Genomic DNA, 13,534 nt, shown 5'->3' with positions numbered 1-13,534 from the left:
GCTCGGCGCGGCCGAGGCGGTGGCGGGCGAGCACACGGTGCTGGCCAGCAACACCAGTTCGCTGTCGATCACCGAGCTGGCCGCCGGACTCACCCACCCCGGCCGGTTCCTGGGCATGCACTTCTTCAACCCGGTGCCCGCCTCGGCACTGGTCGAGCTGGTGGTTTCGCCCAGCACCACCGAGGCGACCCTGCAGGCCGCGCTCGGCTGGACCCGTGCCCTGGGCAAACAGGACGTCGTGGTCACGGACTCGCCCGGCTTCGCCAGCAGCCGACTGGGCGTCGCCATCGGCCTGGAGGCGATTCGCATGGTGGAGGAGGGGGTTGCCGAACCGGAGGCCATCGACGACGCCATGCGGCTGGGCTACCGACACCCGATGGGTCCGCTGCGGCTGACCGACCTGGTGGGTCTGGACGTCCGGCTGGCGATCGCCGAGCATCTGCACGCCACCCTCGGCGAGCGCTTCGCGCCGCCTCGACTGCTGCGGGACAAGGTCGCCCGCGGCGAACTCGGTCGCAAGACCGGGCAGGGGTTCTACTCGTGGCAGTGACCGAAAGCGCCGCGGTCGAGGCTCTGTTGCACACGGCGGCCGGCGCCGAGCTGTCGCAGGTGTCGGAGTGCGAGGCCGGTGCGCAGGAGCGGCTGGGGGCCGGCGAGGACCACCGCGAGGCGGTACGGGCCTTCCTGGCCCGACGCCCACCGGTCTTTCGGGGCAAGTGAGTTCCCGGTCCGCCGTCGCCCTTGCGGGTGGAGGCGGACTGGGCCACACTGAATTACTGAACGAATGGTCGGTCAGGAAGTGAGATGCGATGAATGACCACGACGAGACCGCCGCACACCAGGACCGCTTCGACGACACGATCCGCCGCGATCAGCGGATCGAGCCCCGCGACTGGATGCCCGACGGATACCGCAAGACCCTGATCCGGCAGATCGCCCAGCACGCGCACTCGGAGATCATCGGCATGCAACCCGAGGGGGAGTGGATCACCCGAGCCCCCTCGCTGCGCCGCAAGGCCATCCTGTTCGCCAAGGTCCAGGACGAGGCCGGCCACGGCCTGTACCTGTACTCGGCCGCCGAGACGCTCGGCGCGGACCGGGCGGACCTGACGGACCGGCTGATCAACGGCCGGCAGAAGTACTCGTCGATCTTCAACTACCCCACTCCCGACTTCGCCGACGTCGGCGTGATCGCCTGGCTCGTCGACGGCGCCGCGATCTGCAACCAGGTTCCGCTGTGCCGCAGTTCGTACGGGCCCTACGCGCGGGCGATGATCCGCGTCTGCAAGGAGGAGTCCTTCCACCAGCGGCAGGGCTACGAGTTGCTGATGACCATGATGCGCGGCACACAAGGGCAACGGGCGGCGGTGCAGGAGGCGGTCGACCGCTGGTGGTGGCCCTCGCTGATGATGTTCGGCCCGCCGGACGACGACTCGCCGAACTCCGCCCAGTCGATGGCCTGGAAGATCAAGCGGCACACCAACGACGAACTGCGGCAGCGCTTCGTGGACATGACCGTGCCCCAGGCGGCCGGCCTCGGAGTGACGCTGCCGGACCCCGAACTGCGGTGGAACGAGGACCGCGGCCGGCACGACTTCGGCACGCCCGACTGGAGCGAACTCCAGCGGGTCATCCGCGGCGACGGCCCCTGCAACACCGAACGCGTCGCCCGGCGGCGCAGCGCACACGAGGACGGCGCCTGGGTACGCGAAGCGGCCTCGGCCTACGCGGCCAAGCGCGCCGCGAAGACACGGGAAGGACAGGCGGCATGAGCGGCGACTGGCCGTTGTACGAGGTGTTCGTCCGCGGCAAGCGGGGCCTCAACCATGTGCACGTGGGCTCGCTGCACGCGCCCGACGACCGGATGGCCCTGCTGCACGCCCGCGACCTGTACACGCGGCGCAACGAGGGCGTGAGCATCTGGGTGGTGCGCTCGGACGCGGTCACCGCGTCCACCCCGGACGAGAAGGACCCGTTCTTCGAGCCGAGCGGTGACAAGGTCTACCGGCATCCCACGTTCTACGAGATCCCGGCGGACATCCCGCACATCTGAGGTGCTCCCTGCTTTTCGGGGACTCCACACTCCCGAGGCGCTCCGTACATCCGAGGCGCTCCGCACTCCCCAGGCACCCCGTACCTCTCCTGGCATTCCGCACACCCGAGGGCCGCCATGAACCACGATGACGTATATCAAGCGCTCAACGAGACCCACGCCGACGACGACACCCGCTGGGCCTTCGGCACCGGCTTCGAAGACCCCCTGCACGGCGTCGACACCCAGGTCCCGGCGGGCATCGACCGCCCCGAGCTGGCCGCGTACTGTCTCGCGCTCGGCGACGACGCGCTGGTCTCGGCGCAGCGACTGGCCCAGTGGTGCACTCGCGCCCCCGAGTTGGAGGAGGAGACGGCGCTCGCCAACATCGGGCTCGATCTGCTCGGCCAGGCACGCCTGTTGCTCTCCCGCGCCGGTCAGGTCGAGGGCAGTGGACGAGACGAGGACGCGCTGGCCTACTTCCGCGACGCGGCCGCGTTCCGCAACGTGCGACTCGCCGAACTGCCCAACGGGGACTTCGCGTTCTCCGTCGTGCGACTGCTGATCCTGTCGACCTGGCGGCTGGCCCTGTTCGGCCGGTTGACCGGCTGCGCCGATCCGGTGCTGGCGGCGATCGCGGCCAAGGGCGTCAACGAACTCGCCTACCACCGCGAGTACGCGGCCCAGTGGGCCGTGCGCCTGGGCAACGGGACCGAGGAGTCACACGAGCGGATGCAGCGGGCGCTGGACGCGGCATCCCCGTGGGTGGACGAACTCTTCGCCGCGGAGGCCGGGTTCGGGGTCGAGGCCGAAACCACCCGGGACGAGGTCGAGGCCACGCTGCGGCTGGTCGTCGCCGAATCCGGGCTGACCGGGCCGTCGGGGCCCGCGACGGCGGGCGGCGGCCGAGACGGCGCGCACACCGAGCACTTGGCGCCGCTGGTGGCCGAACTCCAGGTCGTGGCACGTGCCCACCCGGACGCGACATGGTGACCGCGCCGGCCCTGCTCCGGGCCCGTCGCGCCGCGGCGGAGGTCACCGACCCGGAACTGCCCATGCTCACCCTCGCCGACCTCGGCGTGCTGCGGAGCGTCGAACTGGCGCCCGACGGCGCGGTCACCGCGAGCCTGACCCCCACCTACTCCGGCTGCCCCGCGATGGCCGAGATGCGGGCCGCGCTGACGGCCCGGCTGCACGCGGCCGGCTTCGCCGACGTGCGCCTGCGCACCGTGCTCGACCCGCCGTGGACCACCGACTGGATCACCCCCGCGGGCCGGCGCGCGCTCGCCGAGCACGGCATCTCGCCCCCCGGCCCGGCCCCCCGGCCGCACCCGGGACCGGTCCCACTGACGCTGCACGCCACCCGACACTCGGTGCCGTGCCCGCGCTGTGGGTCCGACGACACGGCCGAGACGTCGCGCTTCGCGGCCACCTCCTGCAAGTCCCTGTGGCGTTGCCACGGTTGCCTGGAGCCCTTCGAACACGTCAAGGAGATCTGATGGGCGTCCCCGTCGCCACCACCGGACGCGCGCGTTCCCGACCGGTCTTCCACCCGCTGCGCGCGCGCGCCGTCGAGCCGCTGTGCGAGGACGCGGTCGCGGTGACCTTCGACGTCCCGGCCGACCTGGTCGAGGGGTACGCGTTCGCCCCCGGGCAGTCGCTCACCCTGCGCCGCGACGTGGACGGGCGCGACGAGCGCCGCTCGTACTCGATCTGCGCGCCTGCGGGCGGCGCGCCCCGGATCGGCGTACGCGAGGTGCCCGGCGGGCTGTTCTCGTCGTGGTTGGTGCGGACCGTACGGCCCGGCGACGTCGTGCAGGTGATGCAGCCCACCGGTGCCTTCACCCCCGACCTGGCGGCCCCGGGCCGACACGTCCTGGTCGCGGCCGGTTCCGGAGTCACCCCGATGCTGTCCATCGCCGCGTCCGTACTGGCCGCGGACGACCGCTCGGCGGTCACGTTGTTCTACGGCAACCGCCGCGCCGACACGGTGATGTTCGCCGACGAACTGGCCGACCTGAAGGACTGCTACCCCGATCGCTTCCAGCTCGCCCACGTGCTCTCGCGCGAACCCCGCGAGGCCGAGGTGCTCTCCGGCCGGCTCGACACCGACCGCTTCGCCACCCTGGTCGACGCGCTGGTCGACGTGGACGGGGTCGACCACTGGTGGCTGTGCGGACCGCACGGCATGGTCCGGGACGTGCACGCGGTACTCGACGGGCTCGCCGTCCCGGCGGAGCGCATCCACCGAGAGCTCTTCTACGCCGACGACATCCCGCCCGAGCCGACCCACCACGAGGATGCCGTTCCGGACGGCCCGATCACCGAAGCCACCATCGTGCTCGACGGCCGCGCCACCACGTGCGCCCTGCCCCGGGACCGCAGCATCCTGGACGGCGCCCAACGCACCCGGCGCGACCTGCCGTTCGCCTGCAAGGGCGGAGTGTGCGGCACCTGCCGCGCCCTGGTGACCGGGGGAGAGGTGGACATGCGCCGCAACTTCGCCCTCGAACGCGCGGAAACGGACGCGGGGTACGTCCTCACCTGCCAGTCCTTCCCGGTCTCCGACACGGTCGTCGTGGACTACGACAGCTGACCACCGGCCCGCCGCGAACGAGCCGCCCACTCCCGCTGCCGAGGCCGGGTGGTTCGTCCGCGTCGGGCAAGCGCCCGCCCCGCCCGGTCGATCACAGCGAACCGCCGCACATCCCACCCGCATTGCCACTCCGCCGAGGGCGACCTCGTCGTCACCTGCCACCCCCACCCCGGGCTCGCCCGAACCCTCACCGCCGCCCGGCGTCGCCACCGGTCGGCTCCGAGGCCGTGGGGTCGGACGGATCGGCTCGGCGGGCTGCGCTTCGGTACGCGCCGGGCGTCCGGCCCATGGTTTGGGCGAACGTGTCGATGAACGCGCTGGTCGTGGCCCAGCCGCAGCGGCGAGCCGTCCCGGTGACGGTGGCTCCCTCGGCCAGTTGGATCATGGCGTGGAAGACACGGGTGTTGGTTCGCCAGCGAGGGTAGGTCATGCCGAACTCCGTACGGAAGAGCCTGGTGAGCGTTCGCTCGCCGACGCCGACACGGCGGGCCAGCCAGGCAATGGTGCGGGGTTGGCCCAAGTCGTCCTCGACCACGCGGCAGGCATGCGCCAGGCGCGGATCGCGCGCCGTCGGCAGCGTCAGCGGCCGCAGGTGCGCACGGCGCAGCCGGTCGTGCACGACCGCCCGGAGTCGGCGCAACTCGGCTGCCGGCAGGCCCGGTTCCGTGCAGGCGATGAACAGTTCGCGCAGCAGGTCGTCCACGGCCAGGACCGTGGGCGAGTCGACGGGCAGCGGAGCGGTGTCCGACGGAAAGCCGAGGGTGTGCACGGAACTCTCCCCGTAGACCCGGTGCCCGTGCCACATCCGCGCCGGAGTCCAGACGGCCCGGTCCCGGGAGGCCACCCACGTACCGCGCTCGGTCCGGACGGCGAGTACCCCGGTGCTGACGTAGACGAGCTGATGGTAGTCGTGACGGTGCCGGCCGATGGTCTCGCCGGCGGCGTGGACATGGGCCGTCGAGGGAGCGACGGAGAGATGGCTGTTCTGCGACACAAGTAGGCAGGTTAATGGAAGTAAGCCATCGAGGCCTCGTGACAGCGTGACGTCATGAGCACAGCACCGGAAGGTCGTCGACGGGGGCAACGGCCCTGTCCCGGTCCCCGTCCCTGCCCACGTTCGAGGTCGGGTCCGCGGGCACGCCGCGTGACGAAACCCGGGAAGGCCGCCCGGTGACGTCGAACGAAGAGCCGAAGGCCCGCGCGGGCATCGCGGCCCGCATCCGTCGGGCCGCGGTGGACACGCGTCCGCTCGCCGTGCCCGCCTACCGGCGCGTCCTGCTCGGCCAGGGCGCCGCGTTGGTGGGCACGATGGTGACCGAGGTCACCGTCCCGGTCCAGATCTATGCCATCTCGCACTCGTCGTTGTACGTGGGCCTGGCCGGCCTCGCCGGATTCGTGCCCATCGTCGTGTTCGGCCTGTACGGCGGCGCCGTCGCCGACGTGGTCGATCGCCGCCTGTTGTGCCTGTGGTCGTCGCTCGTGACCTGGGCGGTGACGATCGCGCTGCTCGTCCAAACACTCCTGAACGCCCGGTCCGAGGCACTCCTGCTCGTCCTCGTCGCCGTCCAGGGGGCAGGTTTCGCCACCGCCTCCTCGGCGCGCGGTGCCATCATCCCGCGCATCGTGCCGCGCGAGATGATCGCCGCCGCCAACACGCTGAGCTACACGACCGGCAACATCGGACAAATCCTGGGGCCGCTCGTCGCAGGGGGTCTCCTCGTATTCCCCCACGGGTTCGCCTACGCCTACGGCGTCGACGCCCTGCTGTTCACCGTGTCCCTCTACTCGACGTTCAGGCTTCCTCCCATCAAACCGGCAGGGGCCTCGGTCGGGACGGGGATACGCGCCGTGTTCGAGGGCCTTCGCTTCATCGGCGGCAGTCCGGTGCTGCTGATGTCGTTCGCCGTGGACATCGCCGCGATGGTGCTGGCCATGCCCAACGCCCTCTTTCCCGAGGCGGCCGCCACCCGCTTTCACGGTGGGATCGGGCTGCTGTACTCGTCGGTCGCCATCGGATCCCTGCTGGCCGGCGTGTGCAGCGGGTGGATCGCGGGTGTGCGCCGACAGGGAGTCGCGCTCACCGTCGCGGCGGCAGGCTGGGCAGCCGCCATCACGCTGGCCGGCCTCACCCACGTGCTGTGGCTCGCCGTCGTCCTCCTGATGTTCGCCGGGGCCGCCGACCTGGTGAGTGCCGTCTACCGCCAGACGATTCTCCAGACCTGGGCCCCGGACGAGATGCGAGGACGCATGCAAGGCGTCTTCACAGTGGTCGTCGCCGGCGGCCCACGGCTCGGCGACCTTCGCGCGGGGGCCATGGCGGCGGCCACCACCCTTGGCATCGCCTGGTCGGGCAGCGCCATGCTGTGCGTCGTCCTGGTCGTGGTCGGCGGCCTCGCCGTGCGCCCGTTCAGGCGCTACGACGCGCAGGAGAGCCGAGACCCGAGAGAGCGCCGGGCCGAGAGCATACCGACCCAGCCGACCCAGCCGACCCGGCCGGCGCGGTAGGCGCGGTAGGCCGCGTCGTGCGCGGTCACCCGCGCGCGTCGACGGTTCTACGACCGCCTCGCGCGCGAACGGCCGTACGGTGTCCGGCTCTTGTGACGCTATCGGCAGATGTGATTACCCGGGGAACCGGGCCTGCGTCTATTTTCGTGCCGTCCGACCTGAGCTGTACGTGAACGTCCCGCTCGGCGGTGGTTGGTGGGGACTTCGCAGCGGCGCCGTCCTGGGGTTCCCCGCCCCTTCCGCCCCTTCCTCCCCTCCCGAGGAGACGCATGGTCCGCCGCGCTCGTCCACGCTCTCGCCCCTTTCCCATCGGCCTGGTGACCGCCCTGGTCACCGCCCTCGTCTTCGTCGCATCGGGTTCGGCCGGCCCTGCCAGTGCGACGAGTTCGGGGCCGTCCGGCACGATTCCGTCGCCCACCGCACCGCATCGGGGGGTCGTCACGCAGGACGCCTCCGCCGCGCCCACTCCCGGGCGGGACGCGGCCGTTCGTGCCTTCGTCGAGCAGCGCGCCAAACTGCGCGCGGCGCTCTCCGGAGAAGTTGCGACCACACCGGACGACGCCGCGACTGCCGGCGCGAGCCTCGCGCCGACGCACAACTTCTGGGGCGTCTTCCCCCAACCGGGCACCCATGACGGCATCACCGCGACGCACAGCGTGGATCCGTCGTACAGGGTCGCCGACTCGCAGAACTTCACCTACGCCCCGACCACCAAGGCGCAGAACTCGTGCATGGAGGTGGTCACCGCGTACTGGAGCCAGGGCGCCGAGATATGGGCGTGGGACTGGTGCGGCACGAGCGGCCCCGCCAAGACCCTGACGGTGAACGCCGACTTCCTGGCGAAGTACACCACCACCACCAACGGAATCACGTCCTACAGCGTGCAGTTGGCCAAAGACCCGAGTGCGGGCAACGCGTGGTCTTCCTACCTGTACAACCACCGCACGCAGGCTTGGGAACTGCTGTTCCGCTCGTCCGGCACCGACCAGAGCCAACTCGCCTACGGCTGGGACATCTTCGAGATCTACGCCACGGTGAACTCCGCCACCGGCAAGGGTTACTTCTGCACCGAGGCGCGCAATCGGGCCTTCGACAGCGCCGACATCAAGCTCCGCAGGAACGGCGCGTGGCAGCTCGCGACCCCCACCGACTCACCCTGGACCAGCACCAACCCGCGCGGCCGCGACTTCCTGTGCCCGTCGCTGACCTTCACCCGCGCCGCGCAGAACCACCACTGGACGGTGCGTCCCTGACCGCCGCTCGGCAGAGGGCAATTCCCCTCCCGCCGAGCGTGCTTCGGGCGAGGGCGTCGGACGGCGGTGCCACGTGAACGTTCCGGGTCCGGCGCTCCCGGCTGTGCGGGTGGGCAGGTCCGCGGGCGGCTTTTCGGGGGCGAGCAGGGCGTTCGGACCGTGCATCCGGCATGGCCGGCCGCGGCTCCCGGGGCGACTCGGGCGCGGTCGACGTCGACATCGACGCCGACGTGGAACCGGCTGCCGAAGCTGCGCACGAACCGGTACCGGTACCGGTACCGGTACATCGAGCTCGGCCGGCCACGAGCCGAACGTCCGCCGCAGGCCGCGTCCCTTTCCGCCGCGACGTACCCGGGGCCTCTCGGCCGCGGGCGCGAGGTCACAGCAATCGGTCGACCAGCCCGGCGACGTAGTCGGGGGTGAGCGGGCCCACGCCGAACAGGACGCGGATGTACATCGGGGCCAGGACGTGGTCCAGCACGTCGAACGCGTCGGGTGCGTACTCGCCGCGGTCGCGGGCGCGATCGAGCATGTACTGCAGTTGCCGGGTGCGTTCGGCTCGGAGGTCGTCACGTGCCTGCAGGCCCTGTTGACCGTTGCTCGACAAGGCGACGGCCAGGTGCAGCAGCGCCGGGCCGTCGGGTCCGGTGATCTCGCGGGCCACGTTGGCCGCGTAGGTGCGCAGGTCGCCGGCCAGGCTCCCGGTGTCGGGCATCGGCGACCGCACGTTGAGGCGGGTGAGCGCCACGTCGGTGAGCAGGGTCTCCAGGCTGCCCCATCGGCGGTAGATGCTGCTGTCGGCTACGCCCGCGCGGGTTGCGACCTCGCCGACGGTGAAGTTGCCGTAGCCGCGCTCGCTGATCAGGTCGGTGACGGCCTGGTGTACCTCCGCGCCGACGCGGGCGCTGCGTCCGCCGGGCCGTCGGGCTCGTTGTTGCTCGCTCATCCTCCCACCTTAACGCAGTCATCGCTTGCGTTTGTGAGCCGACCATCCCTATAGTCTCCTAACGCAGCCACGGACTGCTTTAGGGCGCCCGTCGGCCGACCGCGTCGGCCGGGAGACGCGCAATCAACGATCGAGAGGAATCCGCATGGCCGCATCACCTGCGACCGCCGTAGACAGTCGGCCGAATCGGGCCGTACTGCTCACGGTGACCTGCCTGGGCCAGTTCATGGTCCTGCTCGACAACACGGTCGTCGGAGCGGCGCTGCCCGATATGCAGCACCGGCTGCACACTCAGTTGACCGGTCTGCAGTGGATCGTCGACGCGTACGTACTGCTGGTCGCCATGCTGTTGCTGTCCGGCGGTGTCTTCGCCGACCGGTTCGGCCGCAAGCGGGTGTACCTGACGGGCGTGGCGGTGTTCACCATCGCGTCGGTGTGGTGCAGCCTCGCGCCCTCGGTCGGCTGGCTGGTCGCCGGCCGGGTGCTGCAGGGCATCGGGGCCGCGGCGGTGAGCCCTGCCTCGCTCGCCCTGCTCACCTCCGCCTATCCCGTGCCGCAAGAACGAATCAAGGCGATCGGGCTGTGGGCCGGCCTCAGCGGAATCGGTCTGGCCGCAGGCCCCGTGGCCGGTGGCGTGCTCACGGATGCGTTCGGTTGGCCCGCCATCTTCCTCGTCAATCTGCCCATCGGCGTCTTCCTTCTGCTGGTCGGTGTACGCAGCCTTGAAGAGGCTCGCAATCCGCGTGCCCCCGCGATCGATGTTCCGGGGACGGTGCTGTCCGTTCTGGGGGTGGGGGCGCTGGCCTACGGGCTGATCGAGGGTGGTGCCCGCGGCTGGTCGTCGCCGGTGATCCTGGGCAGCTTCGCCGCCGCGGCGATCCTCCTCGCCGCCTTCGTCGCCGTCGAAGCGCGTCGTTCCGCCCCGATGTTGCCCCTGCGGCTGTTCCGGCAGCGCCTGTTCACCGTGTCCAACACCGCCATGGTCGTGGTGGGGTTCGCGCTCATGGGTTCTTCGTTCTTCTTCTCCCAGTTCTTCGTATCCGTCCAGGGCAGTTCGATCCTGCGCGCCGGCCTGCAGACGCTGCCGGTATCCCTCGCCATGGTGATCGTCAGCCCGTACGCGGCACGGCTCGCCGCCCGGTACGGCTTCCGAATCGTGGTCACCACCGGCCTGGCGATGGCCGGACTGGGACTGCTGGCGCTCGGTACGGTGCACGCCGACACCGGCTACGAGAACGTGTGGTGGCGGCTGGGAGTCATCGGCATCGGCTTCGCCCTGACCATGTCCCCACTGACGGGAGCCGCCATCCAAGCAGTCGACTCGCAGGAAGGCGGCCTCGCATCAGGCATCAGCAGCACCACCCGGCAGATCGGCGCGGTGCTCGGCGTGGCGGTACTCGGAGCCGTCGTCCGCACCCGGCAATCCGGCGGGGCCTCCTTCGAGACCGGCCTCAACAGCGCCTTCCTCGCCGCCGGCGCCGTCACGTTGGCCACCGCCGTGTTCACCGGCCTGTGGCTGGCGAGGTCCGATCCCGCGGCAGACTCCGCGGCGCCGCAACGTTCCACCGATCAGGGCGCGGTCACCACCTCGAACGAGGCACCCGTGCACAGCTGTTGACCGCGACACCGAGCGTGTGACGCTGTCCGGGACTGCCCGCCGGGGAACTCGCTCCACCCGACCCGCTCCACCCGACCCGCTCCACCCCGGATCGGCCTTCGTCGCGAGCCGGTGACCGGGCGGACGTCAGGTCCGGTACGAGCGCACCAGGCGGGCCAGTTGCCGGCCCGCCGCGTGCAGGGGTTCCTCGCTGCGATTGACCTGGGCCGTGACTTCGGCGCCTTCCAGGGCGCTGATGACCGTGGTGGCCAGTTCCCGGGCGTCTCCGCCGGCGAGGCCCGCGCACAGCAGCTTGTCGTGGACCGCCTGCTCCCAGTCCCGCAGCGCGTCGGCGCACGCCTGCTGGATCTCCGAGTCGGTGCCGAGCGTCTCCAGGGCCGCCGCCGTGACGGGGCAGCCGTCGATCCAGCCGGACTCGTGGAGTTCCTCGGCGAGTCGTCGGGCGCAGGCGAGTACGGCCTCCGCCGGGTCTTCGGCGCTGTCCAGCGCTTCGCGCAGGAGGGTGCCGAATTCCTGGCTGCTGTGCTTGATCGCGGCCACGGCGACGGCCTCCTTGCCGCCGGGGAAGAAGTGGTAGACGGAGCCGAGGGTGGCCTGTGCCTCCTTGGCGATCTGCTTGATGCCCGTGCCGACGTAGCCCTGCCGCTGCAACAGGCGCGCCGAGGCGACGACGATCCGGTCCCGGGTGGTGTTCTCCATGGGGCCACCGTACCCGGCCATTGGGTAGAGCGTTCGTTCTACCGGCGTGATACGTTTCCCCCACGCTCTGGATAGAGCGATCGTTCTAGTGGAGATGGGGATCTCGTCATGCGCAGCACCAACCACTCGGTGACCGTCATCGGGCTCGGCCCGATGGGCCGGGCAATGGCCTCGACCTTCCTCGACCGGGGGTACGACGTCACGCTGTGGAACCGCACGCCGTCGCGCGCGGACGCCTTGGTGGCCCGCGGCGCCCGGCTCGCAACCAACGTCGAGGAGGCCCTGACCGCGAACGAACTGGTGCTCCTCAGCCTCACCGACTACGCGGCGATGTACGACGTACTCGAACCCGCCGCGACCGCGCTGACCGGCCGGGTTCTGGTCAACCTCACCTCCGACACTCCGGAGCAGGCGCGCACCGCCGCCCGGTGGGCGGTGGAACGGGGCGCCGTGCAGCTCACCGGAGGCATCACGGTGCCGCCGTCGGGGATCGGGCAGGCCGCGTCGTCCACGTTCTACAGCGGTCCGCGCGAGGTGTTCGACCGGCACCGGGCGGCCCTCGAAGTCGTGACCGGCCGGACCGACTACCGGGGCGAGGACCCGGGAACCGCCGCGCTCTTCTACCAGATGGGCATGGTCGTGTTCTGGACCTCGATGCTGAGCTACTGGCAGGCGATCGCCCTCGCCCACGCCAACGGCCTGACGGCGGCCGACATCCTGCCGCACGCCGTCGAAACCGCGAACTCGCTCCCCGGGTTCTTCGCCTTCTACGCCGAACGCATAGACGCCGGACACCACCTCGGCGACGTGGACCGCCTGGCCATGGCGATGGCGAGCGTCGAGCACGTCCTGCACACCAACGCCGACGCGGGCGTCGACACCACTCTCCCCGCCGCCGTCACCGAACTCGTCCGGCGCGGCATGGACGCCGGCCACACCGCGGACAGCTTCTCCACCCTGGCCGAACTCATGAAAAAGCCCGCCGCGTAGCGGTCTCCTGTCGTCGTGGTCCGGACGCCTTGAGGATCCGGCCGTACATGGCGCTCGGACGGGTGCGGTCCTTGTTCGTCCACACCGCCTGCTGCCTGTCACCGGAGTACGCCTGTCTCGCGTCGGGGACGTAGTCCACCAGCGCGGCGAAGTCAGCCGTTGACCTGTACGCCGACGAAGACGGCGCCGATTTCCACCAGCCGCTCGACCGCGTAGGCCGGGTCGATCAATGCCTCGGGCGTGTGGATACCCGGAGGGACGACTTCGCCGCGCAGACCCAGCAATCGCTCGACTCCGAGGGCGATGCCGAGCGCGGTCAAGGGGCGCTGCCCTGCCGGGTGGACGAGGTGGCGACTCGTGCTGATCGGTGCACCGGCTGGACCGGCCCCTTCGAGGTCGATCCGAACGTCGAAGGAAGCGGGTTCGCCGCGGCGCCGGCCTGCGGATTCACCGACCGCGAAGTCGAAGCGGACGTTCGGTGCGCCCGTCGCGTGGGCGAGGCTCGGTACGTCGAGGACGGCGATGCTCCGGCCGGGCAGGACGCTTCCGTCGGCGCTGGTCACATCCGCTTGGGCCTCGGAGCCGTCGATCCAGGTGAAGACGCCGTCACGGCGCACGAGTCCCGCCGAGGTGACGGTGGACCACCGCTCCAGGTCCGCTCTTCCCGCAGGTCCGCCGGTGTCCGATTCGTCCAGTACGGCGCTGATCCGGATGGTGTCGATCCGGGCGAACTCCCGGGCCGCGTCCAGTGTCGCGAGGACGGTGGCGCCGGCGCAGTAGTGGCCGGCCACCAGGACCGGCGCGGCGTGCGCTCGCTGGGCGCTCGCGACGATCTCCGGTGCGACGTCCACCACGCCGCTGGAGATGCCGAGGTACGGCAACCCGCGGTGTTGCG

The 13,534-nt window shown here is 71.0% G+C and carries 15 protein-coding genes; 11 read left to right on the top strand and 4 right to left on the bottom strand.

The genetic code is table 11. The annotated features are described in order from the left end of the window. From GT354_RS38995 to paaE, 7 genes are all read left to right on the top strand, one after another. Positions 1-550, top strand: a 550-nt coding sequence (locus GT354_RS38995; RefSeq protein WP_161361096.1) for a 3-hydroxyacyl-CoA dehydrogenase family protein, incomplete at its 5' end; no start/stop codon positions are given. Then, positions 541-720 carry a hypothetical protein gene (locus GT354_RS38990; RefSeq protein WP_161361095.1) on the top strand — a complete coding sequence of 60 codons (180 nt, stop codon included), beginning with the start codon at positions 541-543 and terminating at the stop codon, positions 718-720. The genes GT354_RS38995 and GT354_RS38990, both read left to right, overlap by 10 nt. A gap of 89 nt (positions 721-809) precedes the next feature. Then, on the top strand, positions 810-1,772 hold the full coding sequence (paaA, locus tag GT354_RS38985; RefSeq protein ID WP_161361094.1) for a 1,2-phenylacetyl-CoA epoxidase subunit PaaA: 963 nt from the start codon (positions 810-812) through the stop codon (positions 1,770-1,772). Then, positions 1,769-2,053, top strand: a complete 285-nt coding sequence (paaB, locus tag GT354_RS38980; RefSeq protein ID WP_161361093.1) for a 1,2-phenylacetyl-CoA epoxidase subunit PaaB — start codon at positions 1,769-1,771, stop codon at positions 2,051-2,053. The genes paaA and paaB overlap by 4 nt, the downstream gene beginning before the upstream one ends. Positions 2,054-2,170: 117 nt before the next feature. Next, complete coding sequence (gene paaC, locus GT354_RS38975; RefSeq protein ID WP_161361092.1) at positions 2,171-3,025, top strand: 1,2-phenylacetyl-CoA epoxidase subunit PaaC; 855 nt, start codon at positions 2,171-2,173, stop codon at positions 3,023-3,025. After that, entirely contained in the window at positions 3,019-3,531 is a 513-nt protein-coding gene (paaD, locus tag GT354_RS38970) for a 1,2-phenylacetyl-CoA epoxidase subunit PaaD (RefSeq protein WP_161361091.1), read from the top strand. The genes paaC and paaD overlap by 7 nt, the downstream gene beginning before the upstream one ends. Then, positions 3,531-4,628, top strand: a complete 1,098-nt coding sequence (paaE, locus tag GT354_RS38965) for a 1,2-phenylacetyl-CoA epoxidase subunit PaaE (RefSeq protein ID WP_161361090.1) — start codon at positions 3,531-3,533, stop codon at positions 4,626-4,628. The genes paaD and paaE overlap by 1 nt, the downstream gene beginning before the upstream one ends. A 187-nt stretch (positions 4,629-4,815) precedes the next feature. Here the strand turns inward: paaE and GT354_RS38960 are convergent, their stop codons facing one another. Next, a complete protein-coding gene (locus GT354_RS38960) occupies positions 4,816-5,622 on the bottom strand; it encodes a helix-turn-helix transcriptional regulator (RefSeq protein ID WP_161361089.1) in 807 nt (268 codons plus the stop codon). Between the two features lie 176 nt (positions 5,623-5,798). On the opposite strand from GT354_RS38960, the gene GT354_RS38955 reads away from it, so the two are divergent. Continuing rightward, positions 5,799-7,133 (top strand): MFS transporter, encoded by a 1,335-nt coding sequence (locus tag GT354_RS38955; RefSeq protein ID WP_161361088.1) that lies wholly within the window; start codon positions 5,799-5,801, stop codon positions 7,131-7,133. A 269-nt stretch (positions 7,134-7,402) separates the two neighbouring features. Beyond that, positions 7,403-8,386, top strand: a complete 984-nt coding sequence (locus tag GT354_RS38950) for a carbohydrate-binding protein (RefSeq protein ID WP_161361087.1) — start codon at positions 7,403-7,405, stop codon at positions 8,384-8,386. A 379-nt stretch (positions 8,387-8,765) separates the two neighbouring features. Here the strand turns inward: GT354_RS38950 and GT354_RS38945 are convergent, their stop codons facing one another. After that, positions 8,766-9,332, bottom strand: coding sequence for a TetR/AcrR family transcriptional regulator (locus GT354_RS38945; protein ID WP_161361086.1), 567 nt, complete (start codon positions 9,330-9,332; stop codon positions 8,766-8,768). Positions 9,333-9,477: 145 nt separating this feature from the next. Here GT354_RS38945 and GT354_RS38940 point away from each other — a divergent pair, with 145 nt between their 5' ends. Continuing rightward, a complete protein-coding gene (locus tag GT354_RS38940) occupies positions 9,478-10,950 on the top strand; it encodes an MFS transporter (protein WP_161361085.1) in 1,473 nt (490 codons plus the stop codon). A 126-nt stretch (positions 10,951-11,076) separates the two neighbouring features. Here GT354_RS38940 and GT354_RS38935 read toward each other — a convergent pair whose 3' ends face one another. Next, on the bottom strand, positions 11,077-11,649 hold the full coding sequence (locus tag GT354_RS38935; protein WP_161361084.1) for a TetR/AcrR family transcriptional regulator: 573 nt from the start codon (positions 11,647-11,649) through the stop codon (positions 11,077-11,079). Between the two features lie 108 nt (positions 11,650-11,757). On the opposite strand from GT354_RS38935, the gene GT354_RS38930 reads away from it, so the two are divergent. Then, complete coding sequence (locus GT354_RS38930) at positions 11,758-12,639, top strand: NAD(P)-binding domain-containing protein (protein ID WP_161361083.1); 882 nt, start codon at positions 11,758-11,760, stop codon at positions 12,637-12,639. 152 nt (positions 12,640-12,791) lie between these two features. On the opposite strand, the gene GT354_RS38925 is transcribed toward GT354_RS38930, so the two are convergent. Then, a partial coding sequence (locus tag GT354_RS38925; protein ID WP_161361082.1) for a saccharopine dehydrogenase occupies positions 12,792-13,534 on the bottom strand: 743 nt, incomplete at its 5' end.

Origin of the sequence: Streptomyces sp. SID3343 (genome assembly GCF_009865215.1) — a bacterium.
GTDB lineage: Bacteria > Actinomycetota > Actinomycetes > Streptomycetales > Streptomycetaceae > Embleya.
The sequence above is the reverse complement of the archived record's forward strand: the minus strand, read 5'-3'. Positions and strand labels throughout refer to the sequence as shown.

What these genes read in the sequence shown, in the direction of transcription:
- paaA (WP_161361094.1), top strand. Translation starts at nt 810, where the DNA reads ATGAATGACCACGACGAGACCGCCGCACACCAGGACCGCTTCGACGAC.
- paaB (WP_161361093.1), top strand. Translation starts at nt 1,769, where the DNA reads ATGAGCGGCGACTGGCCGTTGTACGAGGTGTTCGTCCGCGGCAAGCGG.
- paaC (WP_161361092.1), top strand. Translation starts at nt 2,171, where the DNA reads ATGAACCACGATGACGTATATCAAGCGCTCAACGAGACCCACGCCGAC.
- paaD (WP_161361091.1), top strand. Translation starts at nt 3,019, where the DNA reads ATGGTGACCGCGCCGGCCCTGCTCCGGGCCCGTCGCGCCGCGGCGGAG.
- paaE (WP_161361090.1), top strand. Translation starts at nt 3,531, where the DNA reads ATGGGCGTCCCCGTCGCCACCACCGGACGCGCGCGTTCCCGACCGGTC.
- GT354_RS38950 (WP_161361087.1), top strand. Translation starts at nt 7,403, where the DNA reads ATGGTCCGCCGCGCTCGTCCACGCTCTCGCCCCTTTCCCATCGGCCTG.
- GT354_RS38945 (WP_161361086.1), bottom strand. Translation starts at nt 9,332, where the DNA reads ATGAGCGAGCAACAACGAGCCCGACGGCCCGGCGGACGCAGCGCCCGC.
- GT354_RS38940 (WP_161361085.1), top strand. Translation starts at nt 9,478, where the DNA reads ATGGCCGCATCACCTGCGACCGCCGTAGACAGTCGGCCGAATCGGGCC.
- GT354_RS38935 (WP_161361084.1), bottom strand. Translation starts at nt 11,649, where the DNA reads ATGGAGAACACCACCCGGGACCGGATCGTCGTCGCCTCGGCGCGCCTG.
- GT354_RS38930 (WP_161361083.1), top strand. Translation starts at nt 11,758, where the DNA reads ATGCGCAGCACCAACCACTCGGTGACCGTCATCGGGCTCGGCCCGATG.